The sequence below is a fragment of the Shewanella sp. AS16 genome (assembly GCF_021412365.1).
GTDB classification, from domain to species: domain Bacteria; phylum Pseudomonadota; class Gammaproteobacteria; order Enterobacterales; family Shewanellaceae; genus Shewanella; species Shewanella salipaludis.
On the sequence record NZ_JAKCLK010000002.1, the window covers coordinates 291871 to 314517 of the forward strand.

17 protein-coding genes are annotated in these 22647 nt (G+C 55.0%); 13 read left to right on the top strand and 4 right to left on the bottom strand.

Annotation, left to right across the window (positions count from 1 at the left end; genetic code table 11):
- Nucleotides 1-159: 159 nt before the first annotated feature.
- Complete coding sequence (locus LZP73_RS06120) at nucleotides 160-4713, bottom strand: ATP-binding protein (protein ID WP_234233588.1); 4554 nt, start codon at nucleotides 4711-4713, stop codon at nucleotides 160-162.
- Between the two features lie 121 nt (nucleotides 4714-4834).
- Here LZP73_RS06120 and LZP73_RS06125 point away from each other — a divergent pair, with 121 nt between their 5' ends.
- Nucleotides 4835-5746, top strand: a complete 912-nt coding sequence (locus LZP73_RS06125) for a LysR family transcriptional regulator (RefSeq protein WP_234233589.1) — start codon at nucleotides 4835-4837, stop codon at nucleotides 5744-5746.
- 110 nt (nucleotides 5747-5856) lie between these two features.
- On the opposite strand, the gene LZP73_RS06130 is transcribed toward LZP73_RS06125, so the two are convergent.
- Nucleotides 5857-6024, bottom strand: coding sequence for a hypothetical protein (locus LZP73_RS06130; RefSeq protein WP_234233590.1), 168 nt, complete (start codon nucleotides 6022-6024; stop codon nucleotides 5857-5859).
- Complete coding sequence (gene blaOXA, locus LZP73_RS06135) at nucleotides 6021-6800, bottom strand: class D beta-lactamase (protein WP_442800716.1); 780 nt, start codon at nucleotides 6798-6800, stop codon at nucleotides 6021-6023. Before blaOXA ends, LZP73_RS06130 begins: the two co-directional genes overlap by 4 nt.
- A 247-nt stretch (nucleotides 6801-7047) precedes the next feature.
- Between blaOXA and LZP73_RS06140 the strand changes: the two genes are divergently transcribed.
- The 12 genes from LZP73_RS06140 (at nucleotide 7048) to LZP73_RS06195 (ending at nucleotide 22390) form a co-directional block, all read left to right on the top strand.
- Nucleotides 7048-8208, top strand: coding sequence for a hypothetical protein (locus tag LZP73_RS06140; protein WP_234233591.1), 1161 nt, complete (start codon nucleotides 7048-7050; stop codon nucleotides 8206-8208).
- A gap of 714 nt (nucleotides 8209-8922) precedes the next feature.
- On the top strand, nucleotides 8923-10266 hold the full coding sequence (locus LZP73_RS06145; protein WP_234233592.1) for a J domain-containing protein: 1344 nt from the start codon (nucleotides 8923-8925) through the stop codon (nucleotides 10264-10266).
- Nucleotides 10267-11343: 1077 nt separating this feature from the next.
- Complete coding sequence (locus tag LZP73_RS06150) at nucleotides 11344-11949, top strand: SprT family zinc-dependent metalloprotease (protein ID WP_234233593.1); 606 nt, start codon at nucleotides 11344-11346, stop codon at nucleotides 11947-11949.
- A 144-nt stretch (nucleotides 11950-12093) separates the two neighbouring features.
- Nucleotides 12094-12816 (top strand): endonuclease, encoded by a 723-nt coding sequence (locus tag LZP73_RS06155; RefSeq protein WP_234234228.1) that lies wholly within the window; start codon nucleotides 12094-12096, stop codon nucleotides 12814-12816.
- Between the two features lie 14 nt (nucleotides 12817-12830).
- Complete coding sequence (rsmE, locus tag LZP73_RS06160; protein WP_234233594.1) at nucleotides 12831-13562, top strand: 16S rRNA (uracil(1498)-N(3))-methyltransferase; 732 nt, start codon at nucleotides 12831-12833, stop codon at nucleotides 13560-13562.
- Between the two features lie 75 nt (nucleotides 13563-13637).
- Entirely contained in the window at nucleotides 13638-14585 is a 948-nt protein-coding gene (gshB, locus tag LZP73_RS06165) for a glutathione synthase (protein WP_234233595.1), read from the top strand.
- Nucleotides 14586-14603: 18 nt separating this feature from the next.
- On the top strand, nucleotides 14604-15926 hold the full coding sequence (locus LZP73_RS06170; protein ID WP_234233596.1) for an alkaline phosphatase: 1323 nt from the start codon (nucleotides 14604-14606) through the stop codon (nucleotides 15924-15926).
- Between the two features lie 148 nt (nucleotides 15927-16074).
- A complete protein-coding gene (locus tag LZP73_RS06175; RefSeq protein WP_234233597.1) occupies nucleotides 16075-17106 on the top strand; it encodes a methyltransferase in 1032 nt (343 codons plus the stop codon).
- Between the two features lie 123 nt (nucleotides 17107-17229).
- Entirely contained in the window at nucleotides 17230-18903 is a 1674-nt protein-coding gene (locus LZP73_RS06180) for a DUF342 domain-containing protein (RefSeq protein WP_234233598.1), read from the top strand.
- Nucleotides 18904-18977: 74 nt separating this feature from the next.
- On the top strand, nucleotides 18978-19349 hold the full coding sequence (locus LZP73_RS06185; protein WP_234233599.1) for a DUF4144 domain-containing protein: 372 nt from the start codon (nucleotides 18978-18980) through the stop codon (nucleotides 19347-19349).
- Nucleotides 19350-19486: 137 nt separating this feature from the next.
- Nucleotides 19487-20605, top strand: coding sequence for a site-2 protease family protein (locus LZP73_RS06190; RefSeq protein WP_234233600.1), 1119 nt, complete (start codon nucleotides 19487-19489; stop codon nucleotides 20603-20605).
- Nucleotides 20606-21100: 495 nt separating this feature from the next.
- Nucleotides 21101-22390 (top strand): tyrosine-type recombinase/integrase, encoded by a 1290-nt coding sequence (locus LZP73_RS06195; RefSeq protein ID WP_234233601.1) that lies wholly within the window; start codon nucleotides 21101-21103, stop codon nucleotides 22388-22390.
- Here LZP73_RS06195 and LZP73_RS06200 read toward each other — a convergent pair.
- Entirely contained in the window at nucleotides 22387-22632 is a 246-nt protein-coding gene (locus tag LZP73_RS06200) for a helix-turn-helix domain-containing protein (RefSeq protein ID WP_234233602.1), read from the bottom strand. The genes LZP73_RS06195 and LZP73_RS06200 overlap by 4 nt on opposite strands.
- Nucleotides 22633-22647 lie beyond the last annotated feature (15 nt).

Here is a 22647-nt window from a genome sequence, read left to right on the forward strand (position 1 = left end):
CGTGATTTATTCCTGGATTTAGCCTCAATTACACAGACTTAACGGCAGCTGAAATCCCTGTCTGCACATCTATTTCCCTTCGAACACAGGCTGAGGCAGACAAAAAAATACCCGCCAGCTGGCGGGTATTTAATGTCAATCTGCAGTCAGCTAAGTGGCTCAGGCTTCTACGGGCGAAACCACAAACAGGAGATCACCCTGGGAGACCTGCTGACCATTGCTGTTCAGAATACGCTCGATGCGATACTGCTTGTCCTCTGGGTAGAGGATGGCACTTTGACGGTTGAAGCCTGCCAGGGTCACCTGGGAGAACATCTTCATGGCTTCGGTCAATGCCAGCGTCTGATCCACAGTCACTACATCGCCTTCCTTGACAAAGTCGGCTTCTCCCGGCGCAGGTGAGGTGTAGAAGATCCCCGCACCTTGGGCCAGTACCTTGAGCTCGTTGCTCTCACCGACACGCAGCGACTCGGTGTCGACGCCGACAGTCTCGGCAGCCGCTTCCATCTCGGCGATCAGCGCAGGAATGTCCAGCTCGGCCATGAAGCGCGGCAGATAGTTGGTGTCGTAGACGCCTTCCTTGAAGGTACCGTCGTTCAAGATCAACTTGAGCAATGGAATGTTGGTCGCAATTCCTTTCAGCACTACGCTGTCGAGGTAAGCATACAGCTTGGCGATCACGTCTTCACGTGTCTCGCCGCGCATGATGATCTGCGCTATCAGGCTGTCATAGTAAGGCGACACTTCCTTGCCTTCGGCAGCGATGGAAATGATTTCCACGTCCGCATGTTCAGGGAACACACACTCGGTGATCTTGCCCGGGTTGGGGATCAACTGGAGTACGCCGGCGCTGTCCAGGGCCGCCTTCTCGGCTGTGACCCGCACTTCCATCGCATAACCTTGCTCTTTAGGCTCCAAGGTTTCGATGGAGCGACCGGCGGCGATATCGAACTGGGCGCTGACTATGTCTATGCCTGAGGTCGCTTCGGTCACAGGATGCTCTACCTGCAGACGTGTGTTCATCTCCATGAAGTAGACTTCGTTGGCATCCAGGTTATAGATAAACTCGACCGTGCCCGCACCCATATAGTCTGTGGCCTCGCCCAGCGCACGGGTGTACTCGAGCACTTGTTGCTTGAGTTCTTCCGGCAGCATGGTAGAACCCGACTCTTCCACCACTTTCTGGTTGTTGCGCTGTACCGAGCAGTCACGCAGACCCAGTACCTTGGTATGGCCGAACTTGTCGCGCAGCAACTGGACTTCGATATGACGCAGTGAGGTCACATATTTCTCCAGATACAGATCGCCGTTGCCGAAGGCGGCGGCCGCCTCGGTAGCCGTCTTCTGGAACAGGCCTATCATGTCCTCCGGACGCTTGACGACCTGAATCCCCTTACCGCCACCGCCTTGTACCGCCTTGAGCAGCACAGGATAGCCGATTTCGCTGGCGACATTCACCGCTTGCTCGGCATTGGTCAGAATACCGTGGGAACCTGGTACCACGGGCACATTCTGCGCCTGGGAGGTCTTGATGGCGTTCGACTTATTGCCCATGGTGGTCATAGAATGCACGCTCGGGCCAACGAAGTTGACGCCGTTGTTGACGCACAGCGCCGCGAACTGTGGGCTTTCCGACAGGAAGCCGATACCCGGATGCAGGGCGTCGACTCGTTCGTACTCGGCGACTTTCAGCACAGAGTAGGCGTTGAGGTAGCTCTCGTCCGAGGTATTACCGCCAAGACAGACCAGCTTGTCATTATCCTGGAGCATGTCGGCCGGAACCGAGGTCATGTCGGGATCGGACGCCACCAACACCACCTTGATGTTGTTGTCGTGGGCCTTGCGGATCAGCTTGACCGCGGTACAGCCACGGGCATGCACCAGCACCTTGTCGATAGGCTTCATCAGCGCCCGCGGATCGTCCTGGACTATCACTTCTTCCTGTTCCTGCACCTCAGGCACCAGAGTCGACAGCGCGTTGGCTATCACATCCTCTATCTGGGCAGTAGGCATAGGCATCAGAGGATCTATACTCGCCAGCTGACTATCCAAAGTGTTGCTGAAAGGATTATGCACCAAACCCGTCATGGCGCCTGGCACCTTAGACAGATAGTTAGACAGGGTCGAGGTCGAAGGCAGGTAAGCTGGTACCACCATCTGACCGGCGAACGGCATGTTGGTGCCGGACAGGTAGTAGGTCTGCACCAGAGGATGGGTCACGAAGCTCGCCTGGGCACCACCGGTACAGTCACCGAAACCGAACATCAGCACAGGCAACTCGTTATCGCGGATGAAACGGGTCAGACGATCGTTGACTACGGCCATGGAGAAGAGCGCCGCTGCGCCTTCCTTGGTCTGCATGCCGCCGGAGCTGATGAAGCAGATCACCGGCAGTTTACGCTTGGCACATTCGATCAGCAGCGCAGAGAACTTCTCGGCCGAGGCCATATCGAAGGCACCCGCCTGGAAGGCGGTGTTGGACACGGCGACACCGACACGCAGCTGTTGGCCTTGATGTTCGAAGTCGGCCAAGCCGGTGATCAGGCCACAGGGACGAATGCCCTTGTCGATCGCATCTTCGATGGACAGACGGAAGCCAGGGAAGTTCAGCAGGTTGGCCGACATCTTGTCGCCGTTGATCTCATCGAAGTGGGTGAAGAATTGCTGGATCACATTTTCCCAGGTCATCTTGCCCTGACGCTTCTCGTCACGCAGCACCTTCTGGATCAGCAGATCCTGATAACCCATGGTCAGACGGTTCCAGAAGTCTTTACGGCGACCTATGCGCACAGGGTTGATGGCACCCGTGTACTTGTCCGTGTTGTCTTCGCTGTCGAAATACTCGGGCAGCAAGCGTTCGAAGAAGTAGGTCAGCACCACGAACAGGCTGTCGTTGAGCTGAGGGAAACCGACGCTCTTCCACTGTTCAACCCGGGTCAGCAACTCGGCACGGTTGGACTGAGACATGAAGTACTTCAGCCACTTGTAGAACTTGTTCTTGTCGTTGGCCGTGTCCTGGGTCGAAATCGCATGGTCTATGGACTTATGCAGCAGATTGTCGACCGACTGACGCGACAGGCTCTTGGCCACCATGGCTTCCTTGGCTATCGAGGCCAGGTTGCCGACAACATTGTCGTACAGGGCATTGAAGATGAGGATGTTATGGCATTGCCAGATGAAATCCTCGCGCAGCTCTTCGTTGACGACCACGTCCAGCACAGTCAGCTGGTTCAGCTCTGGCCATGGCGCCTGAGTCGCTTCCTTGGGCAGATTTTCCAGATACTGGATCAGGCCCTTGAAGTTGTTGGCCGCATTGCTCTTCCATCTGTGGTACAAAGACCAACCTATGTTGAACAGCAGCGCCTTGCGGGCCTTCTTGTAGTTCTCTTTCGGCTCACCCAGGATGAAACGGGTCAGCAGATTACGCTCGGCAGAGATATCTTCGCGTTTGGCGGCGAAGGTGCCCCACAGCTTATTGAGTTCTTCATCGTAAACCAGCTTGTCCGGACTGGATAACCAGGCCTGGAAGACACGATCCTGTTCCTGCTGGATACGCGCCAGCAGGTCGCCCTCGGGCACACTCGCCTTGGACAGACGACCGTATTGCTCCTGGGAAATGGAATGGATACGGCTGCGCAGCGTCAGGTAGCGCAGGTAACGATAGGCGCTGCCAAACAGGTTGTGATGCATGGTCGGGCTGCTCGCCACGGCCAGCTCGGCATTGAGCTCCAACGCCGCCAGGTTCTTCGACGGATTGAGGAAACGCTTCAGGCTGCGGTCATAATGCTCGCGCAGATCGGCCGATTCGCGCACGAAGTTCACCGCCGCATGCTCTACCGCTTCTATGCTGCTGATGATGGCGCGGCGCAGGTTGTGCTGACGCTCGTCCCTGTCCGAAGGCGAAAAGTCTATGATGCCGTCGATACAACCCGAGGTATAAAGCTCTTCCGGCGACACGCCGACAGACTTGGCACATTCCTGCCATGACAGGTTGTACTTGCGGGCTATGCTCTGCAGACCCTGGGGTTGAATGGTGTTGAAGATGCCGTCACGCAGCGACAGGAGTATGTTGGCCGCGGCCAGTGGAATGGCACCACCCGAATAGCCGGCACCTATGACGATACCCACAGTAGGTACGTCGACATTGGCGCTCTCGGCGATGGCCTTGGAAATCGAATGCGCCTGGTTCTGGCTGTTGGCGATTTCGCCGGCATCTGCCCCCGGGGTGTCGATGAGATAGACTATGGGCATGGACAATTCGGCGAAATGGCGAATCGCCTTACAGGCGGCCAGGTGATGCTCAGGCATCCAGGCACCGTTGGCCGTGGTGCGCTCCTGGGCGATGAAACCGACGCGGCGACTGCGCGTACCGAAGTTCAGCTCGATCTCGGCACTGTAGAAAGATCCCAGGTGCGTCTCTGTGATCAGGCGTCCCTTGAGATCGGCGATGATGCGCTTGGCGCCGGGACGGTTCTTGTCTTGGGTAGGCTGAATGACCTTGGTCACATAGCCGTCAACATCCAGGGAAGCCAAATTCTTGAGGTTGGCCTGGATGGCGTCGTCGCCCAAGAGGCCTTTGATTTCTTCCGATAAACTCTGCTTGCTATGCTTGGGAAACAGAGAAAAATCTTTCGCCAGGTGCTCGGCTTGTAAAAAGAGCGGGTCGGCAGTTTGAACTTGAGTCGTGTGTGCGGGCTGATTATTGCTGGTCATCAAAAGATCCTCTGCTTAGCCTCTGAAAATTTTTAGCCAATAAATATAACTTTGTTCACCCGTCAAATGCCATTAAACTGCCCTAGACGCTTTGTTCCATTATTGAGACAGTAGGAATAACATGCCAGATTTAAACGGGATGATGCTGTTTGCTGCAGTAGTCAGAGCCAAGGGATTCTCTCAGGCGGCCCGCGAAACCGGATTACCAAAATCCACCATTAGCCGTAAAGTCGCCCAGCTGGAAGAACGGCTTGGGGTACGTTTGCTGCAGCGTGATACCCGAAATCTTAGCCTAACTCAGGTCGGGGCGCTGTTTTTTCAACATTGTGATGCAATTAGCCTGGAAGTGGAGGCCGCCAAGGCCACCATAGAATACACACACAATGATGTCTCGGGTTCCTTGCGTATCGCCATTCCCGTGTCGTTCAGCCAGGAGCTGATCGCCAATCTCTGCAGCGGCTTCATGCGCCTCTACCCCAATGTCGAACTGGATGTGCAATTTACCGATAATGACATAGGTTTGGTGGGTGAAGGCTATGACATAGCCATCAAGTACGGGCCGCTGCAGTCGTCGGATCTGGTCGCCAAACTCTTGTTCGAACGGCAGCCGATTTTGGTCGCCAGCCCCGGCTATCTGAAGGCCAGAGGCACCCCGGCCACCCCGGGCGAACTGGCCGAACACAGCGGCATCTTGCTCGGCACCTCGCGCTCGGCGCCCATCTGGCCATTGGGCAAGGGCACCCGCAAGACCATGGTCAGCTTCCAGCGCAAGGTCAGGGTCAACAGCGCCATCATGGTGAAACAACTGGCACTGGATGATTTCGGTATCGCCATGTTGTCCAACTCTGCCTGCAAGAATGAACTGGCCAGCGGCAACCTGGTGCCCATACTGCAGGAATGGCCGATAGAAGCCTTCAAGGTGTATGGGGTTTACTCCAGCCGCCGCCAGCTGGCGACCAACATAAGTGTGTTCCTGGACTTCTTCACCAAACGCTTCGCCAGTCAGGAGTCACTGCTGTCACTGATGGGCTGATCCCGCAAGCCCAGACAGCCATGCCCTGTTGTTTCCGCGTCTTAGTGTTTTCCGGTCTCAGCTGTCTGGGCTGCAGTGCCGTCGCCACTGCTTGCTCTGTGGTTTGGCTATTAAAGGGGGTAAAACCCCGTCTGGATTATGGGCCTGAACAGCGACAGCAGACAGAGGATGAATAGCCCCCAGACGGCGACATAGGCGCCATTTCTCGCCAGTGTTTGCCCCCAGCCTCTCGGGGGATACTGCAACACTTCGTCCGAGGTCAGTTCCGGGGCCATCACAGGACATGCTCCATTGCGAGTATCTCTTTGGCGATGCGCTGTCGCAGCGGCAATGCCTCGGCAGAGGCCATGTCTATGTTGATCGCGAAGAAGTAGGAGTTATCGTCGCGCTCGACCCAGCCCACCCACCAGCCCACCGCCGGCTTAAGGCTGACGCCATAACCTGTCTTGGCGCGTATGATGTAATCAGCGTTGGCTTCGGTGAGCATCATCTGCTTCACTATCCTTTGGCTGCGCTCGGAAAGGGGTAACTGGTTATGGTACAGACGCCGCAGGAAATCTATCTGCTGCAGCGCCGAGATCCTCAGCTCACCGTCGAGCCAGAAGCGATCCAGGGCGCCGCCTATATCTGCATTGCCGTATCCCAGCGAGGTCAGCATACTCGCCATGCGCGGCTCGCCTATGTCACGGGCTATCTGCTGGTAGACGGGCACCACGGAATATTTCATCGCCGACACAAAGGTCTGATCGCGATTCCAGCTGGCGATATCCCGCACCTGTTTGTCCCAGGGAAATGCCTGGCGTTCGTCTTTCACTACCCCAAGTTCCAGCGCTATCAGGCTGTTGGGGATCTTGAAGGTCGAGGCAGGAATGAAGCCCTGGTTGGCCCGCTTGCTGTCGTTGGTCAGCCCCTCGGCTCGCGTTTCATTCCATAAGACAAACACGCCCTTGGCCTTATGTTGCTTGAAGATGGCATCCCAGTTGCGGGTCTCTTGCCAGTCCATGGCATTCACCTGCCCCGCACAGAGGAGGCCCAAGATCACTAATAGTCGCATTTTTATACCCTGTTTCGCTTTTATTCCTGCATGACCAATAAGATAGCACCCGGACAGGCGCCAGACTCTGGCAATCCGGGGATGAATAATGGCATAAAGATGGCCGTCCAGGTCCGGCAGCCCCATGGCGCGGTTCGCCCCGGCCAGGCATGTTTTTTCAACGCCCCGGACACATTTCAGATAGATAAATTTTCTGGCTTACTGAATACTGGTAGCCACAATAAAAATGACATAAGGAAGTTTTTCCATGGGCAAGCCCTATTCATCGCTGCTGTGCGTCGCCACTCTCTGTGGCTTTTCCCTCTGCGCCCAGGCAAAAAACGATGTAGAAACCGCCAGGCTCGCAACGGCCAATGACTCGATGCCGACGGTAGTCCAACGTTATCAGGCGCTCACAGATGGACTCGAGAGCCAGTTCCAGCAACATACGGATGAACTCAAACTGACTCAGGCCGTGGCCCATCAGGGGTTGCGCCTGTGGCAACAGGCCGTCAGGGATGTGCAGTCGGGTCACCCGGACGACAGATCCCTGTACTGGAATCGTCTGGCCATGGAACAACGCCTCGACCTGCTGCCGGCCGGTTTCAAACTGGTTCCATGGCAGCGGGAGATACTGAACAAGGCGGTGGAAAAATCTTCCCGCGGTTTCAGTGACATCCACTACGATGATGATGTCCAGATCAAGATACTGCTGACAGGCTTCGACCCCTTCTTCCTCGACCGGAATATCGGCCAGAGCAATCCTTCGGGCCTGCTCGCCCTGGCACTCGATGGCTACAAGTTCAGCGTCGGGGGCAAACAGGCCCAGGTAGAGACAGTGATGATCCCTGTGCGTTTCGCCGATTTCGATCAGGGCATAATAGAATCTCTGCTGACCCCGGTATACCGTGAGAATCAGCTGCAGATGGTGCTGACGGTCAGCATGGGCCGGGACGATTTCGATCTGGAACGCTTCCCTGGACGCAATCGCAGCGCGGCGGCGCCGGACAACCTCAATGTGCTCACAGGTGCCGGCAAGACAGCTCCCAAGCCGCCTATGCTCAACGGCACCAGCCTCAATGGTCCCGAGTTCGTGGAGTTTTCCCTGCCGGTGGCGGCGATGCAAGCCGTAGAAGGTCGCTGGAAGATACATGATAACCATAAGGTCAGCAGCCTGAGTCGAGGTGAATTCGAGGCTAGCTCGCTCGGCGAACTGCAGGATGCCATCTCGGTCGCAGGCTCAGGCGGCGGTTATCTGTCGAATGAGATCTCCTACCGCGCCATCCTCTTGCAACAGCAGTTTGGGCGCGACAACATGGCTGTCGGCCATATTCATACGCCCAAAGTCACAGGTTATGATGCCGCCACAGAGACAGAGATAGTCGAACAGGCCCGCACCATGATCCAAGCCGCCGTCGGCGCCCTGTAGCAGCCAGGTGTGTGATTAAAAAAGTTGCTGGTGCGCTCCCAGTGTCCATTCTCAGTTGCAAGCCAGCTTATTGAGAAGGCCTGGGAAACGCGGCATCAAGCGCACGAGGCATACAACTAAGCCATCCTATCCCTGTTCTCTTTGGCACAGGATTTTGAACTGAAGAATAGAGGTTAGTACAATGCTAATCTTTTCTATTGAAGATCAACTGCCTGCAGTTCACCATGTGCAGGCACTGCTGTGACCCGCTGCAAGCACATCCGTGTGAGCTCTGCCAAAGCATCCCTGCTTTGGAAGGTCACATCCGCGCCTACACTGGATTCCCACCTCTTCAAGTGCAGAATGTAGCACATGGAGAGTTATGCCTGCCCTTACACTCCTATGGCTACAGCATACATAGCAATCGGACGCCACTGCTGAAGCGTGTCAGGGCATCACATCTTTTGCAACCAATCAGCTACCGTGGACTTTCGTACTGTTGCGCCTGGGCCAACTTCTGTGTTCCGCCTCGGCATCTGAGTATAAAAAGAGTTCTTCAAGCCCTGACCCTTGCCCGTAGCAACTGCTACTCTTAGAATAATTTTCTATCGTTTTAGCTCAAGCTAAATTACTTATCTTTGAATATGTAACGCCATTAATATTCAAAGATATATGCCATTTATATTCAGTTTGTTATATAGAAAACCTAACAAACAAGGATAGGTCGCGAGTACTATGAGTACGAAGGATCCCGAGGGTTATTACTCTATTCTGGAAGTTCCTGCCACTGCATCGGCAGCAGAAATTAAGATCGCATATCGCCGCAAGGCCAGAGTGTTTCATCCAGATCGCAATACATCTCCGAATGCGACCAAAGACTTTCAAATTCTAACCGAAGCATACAACATACTCAGCGACCCATTGGCACGTGCGCAATACGACACGATTTCAGTTGAAGCGAAGAGCAGCAATACCACCTCTTCCGAAACGCCGCCAGAGCTCATCATGTGTTCAGTGTGCGGCAAAGTTACTGCGCAGCCGCGATACGCAATCTTCTACGAAGTGAAGAGCTTCATCTTTATGACAACCCGTACCCCAATTCAGGGAATATTTTGTAGCTCTTGCGCCGAAAAGAAAGCCTTGCGGGCCACTGTCGTAACATGGTTGCTTGGATGGTGGGGAATTCCATGGGGCTTTATCTACTCGTTCCAAGCCATTTGTGCAAACTTACTCGGCGGAGAACGACCACACAACATCAATGCCCGTTTGGCCGCACATCAAGCCAGGATCTTCGCCATGCTTGGAAAAATTGACATGGCACGCGCCATCGCAATTGACGCACTGGATCTCGCACTGAAAATTAAACCTGACAAAGCATCTACGAAATTGATGCAGGCCTTCGGCTATGAAAATACTCACGAAGACGTATGGTTAATTAAAGAGATTGAAGAGCTTCTTGCTGCACTTGGCAAAAGTGGCAAGGCTATTCGCCTGAAAGATTCTTGGGCACTTCTCCGTCGTCCGCTCTATGTTCAGGGTCTGATTGCCTTGATCGCAATCTCACTTGTATGGAGTGCCCTCCAAAGTAACAAGTCCAATGCTCCCCCGCTAGGTCCCAAGCCATACATAGCCAATCCAGAGCACGCGCCTGCACCAAAGCCCTCATACGTCAGCCCGACAACAGCTCCAAATGGAGAGCCGTGGCCAATTGGTGCAAACTATGTACACGGCTATCACCGCACTAATGCGGATGGTCTGTCGACGGTAACTGTCGATAACAGCCGAAACAATGCTGATGTATTCGTAAAATTGGTATCACTGGATGGACCGCAGGCATTTCCTGTACGTATATTTTTCATTCCAGCTCACGGGCGTTTTACCCTGAGTAAAGTTACTGCGGGAAGTTATGACATTCGATACCGTGATCTCAGTAGTGGGCAACTATCACGTACTGAGGCATTTAACCTCGAAGAAATTTCAAGCTACGACAGCACCCAATATAGCAACATAACCATGACCCTATACGAGGTGTTGCATGGAAACATGCACATTTATGGGCTATCAGAGACGGAGTTTTAAGGAACAGCCAAATATTTTTGATGTTCAGCTGCTCCTTTCCTGGGGCTTGGAGTATCACTCGCCTTTATTTCGGGTACTTCATGACCTTCATTCGAGTCGACGACATGACACGAGGCTAAAAGATATAAGTTACGTCTTGGCGCGTGAGGGACCGTCCGTAACAGGGATGTCACGGTCGAGCATACAAGGAGGTACTTGCAGCGTGTCACTGTAATACCAGTGTGTAGACCAATGGAATAGTTTGGTCTATAAGGTCACCTTGAGCAACATTCAGGGACAGCCTAAACACTTTCGGGCAAAAGCGAAAGTGACTGTTGTTGTCCTGGTATTGAATGTCGAGTCACTTTCGCTATATGGCTGTTCTGAATTGTCGAACATTTGACAGGACCAGCAGGGTATCGCTAAGTAGGCCCTCTGCGCCAGGGATGGCGTGGTGGAGCCCTCAGGGAAGAGTTTATGGCGTGCCTATGTGCGATACCATGCGATGGAGCATAATTAGGATCAATGATTTAGCTGTCCTGTAATCCGACTAACAACAATGTCTGCTACTCGATCGCCATCGCCGCAATTTGACACACAAGCAACGCCTGAAATATGCGACAACACATGGCGAGTGCCGGGCACCGTCGCGCGGCTGATCTTCTGAGGCAGGGCGAAGTATCAAGCAATGAAACGATTTGAGCAGGAGGCAAGGGTGAGCATGGCTTCAGCCATATAACCGCGAACAAGAAGCAAGGAAGCTGAACTGGCCATTATATATGGGCATGTTTGCCGAACTGGCAGTTCAACAAGGATGTGGTTTGCCGAGGAGCGCTACAAAGAAGTAATGGCGCGTGTCAGTGGCGTGGCGGTGCCCCAAGCGCTGTATGAGGATCCTTTCCCACAGGTAAAGCCGTTGCGCTCCGCAGACCGACAGCCTCGGGAAAGTTTAGGGGGCATAGCTGCTACCAGGACAGCTCATCGCCACTCGCCTGAAACTTGGGCATGGGGTATCATCCCCGTGCCTTTTTTATTCCTGTGCAGTCTGAACTGCACCTCAACACCGAGCCGCAAAGCTGAACAAGATGCCTGAATAAGATGCTGAACTCTCTGCGCCTGTTGGCGGGCCTGGGCCGGGTCGCCAGTCCGCCTTCCCCCCAGAAAAAAAGCCGGCAAAAGCCCCGGGCCAATAAACCTCTCGGCCATGAGGCAGTTCCTGCTGAACTGACGGCCGAACTTGAAGCCAAGGTCGACGCCTGCTATCGCCTGGCAGAAGATACGCTGCAACAGTCATTTCCCCGCCCCGAGATAAGCTTTGCCCTTCGCGGTCGCAGTGCCGGCACGGCACACTTACAACAGAACCGTCTCAGGTTCAATCCCGTGCTCTTGGCGGAAAATGCCCAGGCCTTCATAAATGAAGTGGTCCCCCATGAGATCTGCCACCTGCTCTGCCATCGGCTCTATGGCAGAGTCAAACCCCATGGCCGGGAATGGCAGACCATGATGCTGGAGCTATTCAAGCAGACGCCCAGCACCACCCACAGTTTCAGCACAGCCTCTGTGACCCCAACCGGAGTGAGCTACCTCTGTGACTGCGGTGAGCTCAAGCTCAGCATCAGGCGCCACAACAAGGTGCTTCGCGGTCAAAGCCATTATTCCTGTCGCCGCTGTGGACAAAGATTGCAACAGGCAAGGCAAGGGTAACCTGCCATAACGCGCGACCATGATTGCATCCCGCCCGGATGATCCCTTAACATCACGCCCATAACAGACAGATCCCAGATCTGCGCAGTCATTCATTAGGGACTCATTTTGCATTCTTCATTCTCCCCCCGGCTTGCCTGGCGCCTGGCGCTGGGACTCGGCCTATGCCTGGTACTCAACCTGGCGCAAGCCAAGGGCAGCCATCCGGCCAACTTCACTCAGGCCAAACACCTGGCCAAAACCCTCTACTCCGGATCCTTGCCCGCCAGCAGCTTCTACTGTGGCTGCGATATCAAGATCGCCGGCAAGGCCTGGAAACCCGTGCTGGCCAGCTGCGGCTATCGGGTACGGAAGCAGGCGACTCGCGCCAACCGCATCGAATGGGAGCACATAGTGCCGGCGTGGGAATTTGGCCACCAGCTGCAATGCTGGCAAGCGGGCGGGCGCAAGAACTGCACCAGAAACAGCAGGGAATTTGCCAGGATGGAGGCGGATCTGCATAACCTGGTGCCCGCCATAGGCGAAGTCAATGGCGATCGCAGCAACTTCAGATTCAGTCAGTGGAATGGCCAGCCGCTGCAATACGGTCAATGCGAGATGCTGATCGACTTCAAGGGACGCAAGGCGCAGCCACCGGCGGCCAGCCGAGGTAAGATCGCCCGCACCTACCTCTATATGCAGCAGACCTATGGTTTGAAAATCGCGTCGAGCCAATTAAAGTTGTTCCAGGCATGGGATAAAAGCTATCCAGTTGATACTATTGAGTGCAAACGCGATGCGGCGATAGCCCAAACTCAGGGCAATCACAACCCCTTCGTCAATCAGTTATGCCAGAGCCCAGGGCTCGCGCAGCAGTTAGTCAAATAAGGTCGTATGCAAGCATGAGAGTGCCAAGAATCTATCAAGCCTCCCCACTCACGGTTGGCCAAACTATGCCACTGGATGAAGACGGCGCCGCCCATATCGGCAGGGTACTGCGTATGGGCGCCGGCGAACGGCTCAGCCTGTTCAACGGCGACGGCAAAGATTACCTCGCAGAGATCGCCGAGGCCGGCAAGAAATCCGTCTCGGTCCGAGTCCTCGGCTGTGAGGACAATCATGCGGAATCCCCGCTCAACCTGCATCTGGGCCAAGTCATCTCCCGCGGCGACAGGATGGAATTCAGCATTCAAAAATCCGTCGAACTCGGCGTCAGCACCATCACACCGCTGTTTTCCGCCCGTTGCGGGGTCAAGCTCAGCGGTGAGCGGCTGGAGAAGAAAATTCAGCAATGGCAGAAGATTGTCATCAGCGCCTGCGAGCAATCGGGTCGCAGCCGGGTCCCGCTGGTGCGCCCGGCCATGGAGCTCGAAGCCTGGTGCAGCGAAGACACCCAGGCGCTCAAGCTGAATTTGCATCCCAGGGCCGCCCATGGCATCAATGGCCTGACACTGAGCAACCCCAGGGTCAGATTGTTGATCGGCCCAGAGGGTGGCCTGAGCGACACGGAAATTACCATGACCGAAGAGCAGGCCTTTACCGAAGTGCTGCTGGGCCCCAGGGTCCTGCGCACCGAAACCGCCTCCTTGACGGCGATTACCGCATTGCAACTCAGGTTCGGCGATTTAGGTTAACAGCGCCTTAGGTTAAGGCGCTGCAGATTACTTTTTACCGCATCACCCATGGGTGAGCCAAAAGGACAAGCTTCTATGATAAAACTCGGCATAGTGATGGATCCCATCAGTGAGATCAACATCAAGAAAGACTCAAGTTTCGCCATGCTGCTGGCGGCTCAGGCCCGCGGCTATCAGCTGTTTTATATGGAGATGCAAGATCTCGCCATGGTCAACGGTGTCGCCACCGCCAAGATGCGCGCCCTGACAGTGCGGCAGGACGCCGACAACTGGTACAGCCTGGAAGAAGCCATAGACACAGAGCTGGCCGAACTTGACGTGATTTTGATGCGCAAGGACCCGCCGTTCGATACCGAATTCATCTACGCCACTTATATGCTGGAGCGCGCCGAAGAGTTAGGGGTGCTGATAGTCAACAAGCCCCAGAGTCTGCGTGATGCCAACGAGAAGTTATTCACCGCCTGGTTCTCCGAATTTACCCCGGATACCATAGTGACCCGGGATCCCGCCCGCATCCGGGCCTTCCATCAGGCCGAGGGTGACATCATACTCAAGCCGCTGGACGGCATGGGGGGCACCCTGATCTTCCGTATCAAGCAAGATGATCCCAATCTCGGGGTGATCATAGAAACCCTGACCAACTATGGCCAGAGATATGCCATGGCACAGGCCTTTATCCCGGCCATCACCCAGGGAGACAAACGCATACTCGTGGTCGACGGCGAACCCGTGCCCTACGCCCTGGCGCGCATTCCCAAGAAAGGCGAGACCCGTGGCAACCTGGCTGCCGGCGGCAGCGGCGTCGCCCAACCCCTGTCAGACAGCGACTGGGCCATTGCCAGGGCCATAGGCCCTGAGCTGAAGAAACGCGGGCTGATCTTCGTCGGTCTGGACGTGATAGGCGACAAGCTGACAGAGATCAATGTCACCAGTCCGACCTGCATTCGTGAAATAGAAGCCGCCTTCGATGTCGACATCGCCGGCATGCTGATGGACGCCATAGAAGCCCGCCTTCAGGCTTAACCTTTTAGGATAGCAACCATGAAGTTTCAAAGAGCCAGCCTCTGGCTGCTGAGTGTCAGCCTGTTGTTGCCCCTGGCCTTGGTGGCCAACGCCGAGACGGCCAGCGTCCTGACCAAGGCCCCCTCGCGCCCCAAGAATATAGTGATCATGATAGGCGACGGCATGGGCCCGAGTTACACCACGGCCTACCGTTATTTCAAAGACAACCCGGACACCGAAGAAGTGGAACAAACAGTGTTCGACCGCCTGCTGGTCGGCATGGCGAGCACCTATCCCGCCGGTGTCAGCGGTTATGTGACAGATTCGGCCGCCGCCGCCACGGCGCTGGCCACAGGGGTCAAGACCTACAATGGTGCCATCTCGGTCGATCCCCAGAAACAACCGCTGCAGACCCTGTTCGAGAAGGCCAAGGCGCGCGGCATGTCGACCGGAGTGGCTGTGACCTCGCAGATCAACCATGCGACCCCGGCCGCCTTCCTCAGCCACAACGACAGCCGCAAGCACTATGATGCCATTGCCCAGAGCTATCTGGACACGGATGCAGACGTGCTCTTGGGCGGCGGTCAGGACTATTTCCCCGCGCCCCTGTTGGCCAAGTTTGCCGCCAAAGGCTATCGGCATATCAGCCACTTCGACGAGCTGGAGGCTGTCACAGCCCCCAAGCTGCTGGGGCTGTTTGCACCTGTACAACTGCCATGGGCCCTGGATGATCCCGGCGCCGAACGACTCAGCGCCATGACGACCAAGGCACTGGCGCTGCTGTCACAGAACCAGCAGGGGTTCGTGCTCCTGGTCGAAGGCAGCCTGATCGATTGGGCCGGCCACGGCAATGACATAGCCAGCGCCATGGGCGAGATGGGCGCCTTCGCCAATGCGGTGGAAGTAGTCGAACAGTTCGTGCGCCAACATCCGGATACCCTGATGCTGGTCACTGCCGACCATAACACAGGGGGCCTGTCCATCGGCGCCGAAGGTAAATACCTGTGGGAGCCGGCAATACTGCGCTCGCTCTCGGCCAGCCCGGACAGCCTGGCGAAGCAGGCCATGGAGGCCGAGCGCTGGAAGGAAGCACTTGGCAGCCACTTAGGTTTCACGCCGGATCACGATGAGTTCCTGCTCCTGGCCAAAGCCAGGATGCAGGGCCAGGAAGCCATGTCCGGCGCCATCAAACACCTGATAGACAAACGCACACATACAGGCTGGACCACCTCGGGACACACGGCGACCGATGTGCAGGTATTTGCCGCCGGCCCGGCGGCCGAGCTGTTCAATGGTCATCAGGACAATACCGACCTTGCCAACAAGATCTTCAGCCTGATGCCCAAGCCGAAGAAAAACTAGCCGAACGGCGGCCAAGCCCGGGCCTGGCCGCCGTTTCCGCTCGCTTTACCTCCCCTGACCGCCCCGGCCCGGTTAACGAAAATTGGCTGAAGTATCCCTGAGCGATAGGCTATAATGCGCCCCAGGTTTTATTTGGGTATCCACAACTGTGCTAACAAATCCATCGCAAATTCTGCTCCGCAACAGCGATCTCTTCGTCGATCAAGAGGTATTGGTCCTCAACTATGAGGCAGATCTCCTCCCCAAACGCCTGTTGGAGTTTGCCAACCGGGTCGAAGCACTGGCATTGGATTACCATCACCACCTGCAACTCCAGCCCCACGGCGGCGATAGGCTGAACTGCAGCTTCGGCCACAAGCTGCCCCATGAGGCGAGCTTCGATACAGTAGTGATCTATTTCCCCAAGGCCAAACCTTTGGCTCCCTACCTATTCAACCTGGCCGCCACCCATCTGAAACCCGGGGGGCGGTTGCTGGTCGTCGGCGAAAACAAAGGCGGCATCAAGTCCTTGCCCAAGTTGCTGCCGGATTATTTCGCCCCGGCCATGAAACGGGACAATGCCAGGCATTGCCTGCTGTACAGCAGCCAACTGACAGCCAAGGCGCCCGCCATAGCGCTGCAGGATTGGGTGAGTCAATACGAGCTGGAGACGCCACAGGGACAGATAAGCATCTGCAATCTCGTCGGGGTCTTCAGCGAGAAACGCCTGGATCCAGGCACCCAGCTCCTGCTGGCACACCTGCCGACATTAACCGGCCGGGTACTGGACTTTGGCTGCGGTGCCGGCGTCATCACGGCGGCCCTCCTGAAGGCACAACCCGAGTTGGCACTCGAATGCATAGATATCAATGCGATGGCCCTGGCTTCCTGCGAGTTAACCCTGGCCGCCAACGGCATGCAGGCCAAGGTTTACCCCTCGGATGGACTGGCACAGGTCGAAGGCAAGTTCGCCGGTATCATATCCAATCCGCCATTCCACGACGGCCTCCAGAGCACGACGGATATTGCCACCCGCTTCGTCAGCGAAAGCAATCAACGCCTGTTGCCCGCAGGTGTGTGGCAGATAGTCGCCAACCGGCATCTGCCCTACTCTGACACCATAGCCGCCCAGTTCGGCAAGGTCTCGGTCACGGCCGAGAACAACAAATACAAGCTGTACTATTATCGGCACCCCGGCTGAACCCGGCGGGTCCATATGCCTCTCCCGCCATGAATAGGATAAAAGCCTTAGTTGGTTAAACTTTCTGCTGTTATACTGGGTAACCCTTAACAAAAATAACAATTCATTTACCAGGGATGATTCATGTTGGATCCAGAACTCATTGAGCTAAGCGATGATAGCAGCAAGGCTGAATTGCGCATTATTCCCAATGTTCACGGCCCGATAAATACCGACAGCCTATTACAACTCCTCACTTTCCCGGGATTTCACTCCCTCTATCCCAATATGACTTCCATAGAGAGAGTCTGTAAGGAAGTGAATGCCCTCTGTGGCAAAGATCCTGGACAACATGAATTGTTTTTCGTCATCGCCGAGCGCCGCGATGGTGAGATCAAGCTGGACATAGACGCAGACAAGATGCATGCCGGCATGACGCTCACCTCAGCCTGGGGCGGCAGAGAGGTGGGTCTGCCGGAGATACTCACGGCGCTGAAGGACCAGAAGGTAACCATGGGTTTGAGCAAGGCCAAGATCCAGGCCTTGTTGCAACAGCTGGCACAGCTGGCACCTGGCCAATCCTGCCAGGGCAACATAGCCCAGGGAAAGGCCGCCATCAACGGCCAGGATGCTGTGGTAGACAGAAAAGTCTCACTCGCCAGGGAGCGCTTGTTGCAACCCCAGGAGATGGAAGATGGCACAGTAGATATGCGCAACCTGGGCGCCATGATCATGGTCAGACCCGGTGAGCTGCTGATGCTGAAGACCCCGGCCACCCCAGGTACGGATGGCTACAATATTCACGGCGAAGTGCTGGCCGCCAAGCCGGGGAAAGACGCGCCCCTGATCCCGGGCGATGGTACCAGCCTCGCCCCCGACAATCCCCTCAAACTGATAGCCACAGTCGCAGGACAACCCGTCGAAACCCGTGGCGGCATGCAGGTCGATGACGTGCTGCATATCAAGGATGTCGATGTGGGTTATGGCCATGTGGACTTCAAGGGCAGCGTGCTGATCACGGGTGACGTCCACGAAGGCATGAGAGTGAAGAGCAGCGGCGATATTACCGTCATGGGCTTCGTCGATTCCGCCACCCTGGAGGCCGATGGCGACATAGTGGTCAGCAAGGGGGTGATAGGCCGCCTGGTCAAGGCCCAGGAACTCTCGACCCATATCAAGGCCAAGGGGCAGATCTGCGCCCAATTCGTGCAGTATTCGAATCTTTGTGCCAAGGGCGATGTGCTGGTCACCAAGCAGCTGCTCCACAGTCATACCCAAAGTGAAGCCAGCATCACGGTCAGCGATGCCAACGGCCGTCGGGGCGATCTGGTCGGGGGCACGGCGCGGGCGGCCCAAGGTATCAAGGCCGTGGTGATAGGGGCTACCGCAGGCACCCGCACCGAGCTGTTCTGTGCCATGAACCAGGGCGAGCTCAAACAGGAACTCAAGCTGCTGGACGAAAGCGTCAAGGCCATAGTCCGGGTCTCACTGGATATCGAAGCCAGACTCAGAAAACTACCGCCCAAGAGTGAATGGCAGAATGATGCGGCCATGGTCGAACAGGTACGCATGATGCTGGATGAGAAGCAGAAGATCACGACCGAGAAACTCAAGGAAGAACTCGAGTACGACAACTGCAAGCAAGAGGTCGAGGCTTATTACCAGAAGTACCGCATAGAGGCGGGGAAACAGATCTTCGTCAACGTCGAGCTGCACATAGGTCCGGCATTCCAACGGACCCAGAGGGAATATGGCCCCTGCAGCATAAGCAACAAAGATCAGGAACTGGTGTTCGATTACTCCAACCGGGGCCAATGATGCCATATCCATGGCAACATAATAGACAAACGTCGGCCCATGGGTGACACTGCACTCCTGCAAACGGAGGGGATATGTCCAGCATTCACTGGCCGGCCGTGGTCAAATTGGCGCAACACGATGAACTCATCTACCTAAATAGCCACAGGGACTGGATAGAACTCGCCTGCCTGTACCAACATGGTTTTCACCGTGACGACAGGCTCCTGGACAGTCGGGGCCGGCGTTATGCCATAGTTCCGGCGCCCGGCATGCCGATATCTGCCCCGGTGGCCGAATTGGCCTCGCTGCAACAACTTGAGTCCGATATGCCCCTATCCGACTTCATCAAACTTGTCAGGCAACACGCCATGGCCGCCGGCCATTGCTGCGTAGCCAAACTGGCATTTACCAGCATAGCCCAGGGCATAGAGCTGGTGAAATACCTCGAAGAAACAGATCTGTAGCCCTCTCCCCCATCCCAACCCCCCATGCGCCGCCTTCAGGCATGCAGACACGAAATAAATTCGCTACACTGGTCGCGCATAGCCAAGGCTCCTACCGTCAGGGCCGAGTTCACAATCAGCTGGAAATGGAATAACTTTTGGAACTACTTAAGATAGATTGCTTGGGCAAGACCCTGAGATTGGAAGGCTCGCTGGCCGGCTGGCAACAGCTATTCTGGGACAATAATCTGGTGTCACAAAAGTCGGCCGCGGCCGACAATCATGGCCTGAGGGTACATGTGTTCGAGCTGGCGCAGCAGCCACAGGCCGCCACAGAGCCACAAGCCCAGGCCGCCGGCGATACGATACAGATCCGCCTGGAAACCGATCTCATCTGGCAGCCATTCAAGCTGGACTACCGCTTGCTGCAGGACGATGAAGTGATAGCCCAGGGCAGCCGCACCAGCCAGGATATAGAACGTCAGACTCCGGAGCAGGCTCCGGAGGCCAAACCCAGGCTGGGCTTGGCCGGCTTGGCCTCCTTGGGTTTCAAGCTGCTCAAGAGCGCCAAGGTCATCAAGGTGGTGCTGGCCGGCGCCAGCATTGCCGCCTACTCCTGGATGTTCTCCTTTCAATTTGCCATCGCACTCATCGCCTGCCTGATGTTCCACGAATACGGCCACATACGCGCCATGCAATACTTCGGCATGAAGACCAAAGGCATCTACCTGATCCCTTTCATGGGTGGCTTGGCGCTGAGCGATGAGAAGATCAATACCCGCTGGCAGGATGTGGTGATCTCCATCATGGGCCCCAGCTTCGGCCTGCTGCTGTCGCTGGCATCCCTGGTCGCCTACCAAGTCACGGGCAACAGCTTCTTTGCCGGATTGGCGTCCTTCAATGCCCTGCTGAACCTCTTCAACCTCTTGCCCATATTGCCCCTGGACGGCGGCCATATACTCAAGAGCATCAGCTTCTCCATGAATAGCATCACTGGCCTGGTCGCCTGTATCCTGGGCGCGGCCATAGGGGTTTACCTGAGTTATAGCCTGGGGTTGGCGCTGCTCGGCTTCCTGCTGCTCATCGGCAGCCTGGAAATCGTCTTCGAATGGCGCCACCGTCACCAGAGTCATCTATTGCCGCTGGACAGATACGGCCAGCTGTTTTCCGGCGCCTGGTACCTGCTCACTGTCGCCGCCCTGATAGGCATCATCTGGTATTTCGCCACCCAGGGAGACGCCATCCTGGCGCTGCCACTGCAGATACTGCAGAGCTGAGTGGCCAAGAGTCTGCTTCGAGGAAAAGGCGCGCTAAGCGCCTTTTCCTCATAAAATCTATGGCAAATGCAGGCCGAGCCCAGATGCGTTCGACTAACCTGTCATTGAGCGTCACAGACACGCTTTCAGCGGCGAGAAAAGCCGGATAGACGCGCATTATTGGGATCTGCCAGAGCCTCCAAGCCAGAGCCACTGGGGCATTTTCGGCAACATTCGATTGCAGCAAGCAATGGAAGATGGCTCTCGCTGAACCAAGGGAGAAAGGCGAAGGAAGGCGAATTTCAGGCACAAAAAAACCGACTCTAGGTCGGTTTATGTTTCTCACTCTTGAAACAAGAAGAGAAGTGGTACCAGAGGTCGGACTCGAACCGACACGCTTTTAAGGGCGGGGGATTTTGAATATAACGCGTCTACTATCGCTTTTATTTTTCATTGAGTTACGTTATAAAGTAGAAACTTTGCAAATTCTTTGCAAAACAACATTAGACGCAGACTATGAGCAAACAGGTCGAACGACACGACATTTCAGACGAATTATACATCTACTTGCAAGACAACAGCGAGCGTTGGTATGCCCGTATCAAAGTCGCTGGTAAGTGGCACACTAAAGCCACCAAGCAGAAAGAAAAAGAGAAAGCCATAGGCATGGCCTATCGGCTTCAGATGGAATACCAATTCATGGCAGAACGAAATCTGCTGGTGAGCTCCAAACGCTTTCGTGATGTAGCTGAAAAAGCGATTAACACCATGCAAGCGGATCTTGACAATGATACGGGTACGCTTAACTACAAGACCTATATCCAGGTCTTGCGTAAGTACCACATCCCCTTTTTCGACCGTACTTACATTACCTCGATTGATAGTGAAAAGCTGCATGAATTTGATAAATGGCGTACAGAGCAATTCGCCAGAGTTCCCGCTAAATCGACCCTACTCAATCACAATGCAGCAATGCAGTTGGTATTCAAAGAAGCCGTTAACCATAAATGGATGTTAGCGGCTCAAGTACCTTCACTGTCAGCTAAAGGTGCTGAGTCACAACGCCGAGCGCATTTCTCATCTGAGGAATATGAAAAGGCTTTCGATGCAGTCATGCAACTGGAGCAAAACAGCCGTAAAGAGAAAACCCGCCAAATTCGTGAACTACTAATGGATTACATGGAGTTTGCAGTTAATACTGGCATTCGACCCGGCACAGAAATGGAAAGCCTCACGTGGGGCGATATCCATATAGACACCAATGAACACAACATTATTTTCTATATTACCGTGACCAAGGGGAAAACGGTAAAACACACAGGCACCCGAGAAGTCGTCTGTCGTGATGAAATCTTTTCTAGCGTCCAAGAGTTACGAGAGCGTTTCCCAAACAGAAAGCCCACAGATAAGTTGTTTCGACTAGCTGATGGTTCAACCACCAATGAACTCAGTAAAGCCTTCGATAAAGCTGTATCGGAAGTCGGTTTAAAATCATCCCCACATGGTCTGAGAACACTTTACTCTTTGCGCCACACCTACATAACATGGCAACTGATGTCTGGTAAGGTCAGCATGGAGGTACTAGCTAAGCAATGTGGCACCAGTATTGCCATGATTGAACAGCACTACAGCCATGTTACCCCAAAGATGTACAGTAAAGAGCTGTCGGGTGTTGACTTAGGCAAAGCCAAATCCAAATTAAAAGCAAAAGTAAAAAGGACATCTGGCGTGAAGCAAAATGAAGCTAGGCTTTCAGAGCTTTTTAAAGAGTGGCAAGCCAGCTATAAACAACGTGGCTGTATTTAAGCTTTAGACGACTCCTGACCTTCAAGATATGCTCGACTCGGTAGCAACTCATTTGGCTCACAGTCGAGCACCTCTGCAATCTTGTACACCATATCGAGTGTGATGTTCACCTCTGCTCGTTCTATACGGCCGATATAGCTGCGGTCAATTTCTGCACGTAATGCCAACTCATCTTGAGATAAGCCTTTATGCTTTCTCATTTTGCGCATCGCATGCCCAAATTCGATCGCCAATGTTTTCATAGTGTCCCCTTTTTC

What these genes read in the sequence shown, in the direction of transcription:
- LZP73_RS06120 (WP_234233588.1), bottom strand. Translation starts at nt 4,713, where the DNA reads ATGACCAGCAATAATCAGCCCGCACACACGACTCAAGTTCAAACTGCC.
- LZP73_RS06125 (WP_234233589.1), top strand. Translation starts at nt 4,835, where the DNA reads ATGCCAGATTTAAACGGGATGATGCTGTTTGCTGCAGTAGTCAGAGCC.
- blaOXA (WP_442800716.1), bottom strand. Translation starts at nt 6,800, where the DNA reads ATGCGACTATTAGTGATCTTGGGCCTCCTCTGTGCGGGGCAGGTGAAT.
- LZP73_RS06140 (WP_234233591.1), top strand. Translation starts at nt 7,048, where the DNA reads ATGGGCAAGCCCTATTCATCGCTGCTGTGCGTCGCCACTCTCTGTGGC.
- LZP73_RS06145 (WP_234233592.1), top strand. Translation starts at nt 8,923, where the DNA reads ATGAGTACGAAGGATCCCGAGGGTTATTACTCTATTCTGGAAGTTCCT.
- LZP73_RS06150 (WP_234233593.1), top strand. Translation starts at nt 11,344, where the DNA reads ATGCTGAACTCTCTGCGCCTGTTGGCGGGCCTGGGCCGGGTCGCCAGT.
- rsmE (WP_234233594.1), top strand. Translation starts at nt 12,831, where the DNA reads ATGAGAGTGCCAAGAATCTATCAAGCCTCCCCACTCACGGTTGGCCAA.
- gshB (WP_234233595.1), top strand. Translation starts at nt 13,638, where the DNA reads ATGATAAAACTCGGCATAGTGATGGATCCCATCAGTGAGATCAACATC.
- LZP73_RS06170 (WP_234233596.1), top strand. Translation starts at nt 14,604, where the DNA reads ATGAAGTTTCAAAGAGCCAGCCTCTGGCTGCTGAGTGTCAGCCTGTTG.
- LZP73_RS06180 (WP_234233598.1), top strand. Translation starts at nt 17,230, where the DNA reads ATGTTGGATCCAGAACTCATTGAGCTAAGCGATGATAGCAGCAAGGCT.
- LZP73_RS06185 (WP_234233599.1), top strand. Translation starts at nt 18,978, where the DNA reads ATGTCCAGCATTCACTGGCCGGCCGTGGTCAAATTGGCGCAACACGAT.
- LZP73_RS06195 (WP_234233601.1), top strand. Translation starts at nt 21,101, where the DNA reads ATGAGCAAACAGGTCGAACGACACGACATTTCAGACGAATTATACATC.
- LZP73_RS06200 (WP_234233602.1), bottom strand. Translation starts at nt 22,632, where the DNA reads ATGAAAACATTGGCGATCGAATTTGGGCATGCGATGCGCAAAATGAGA.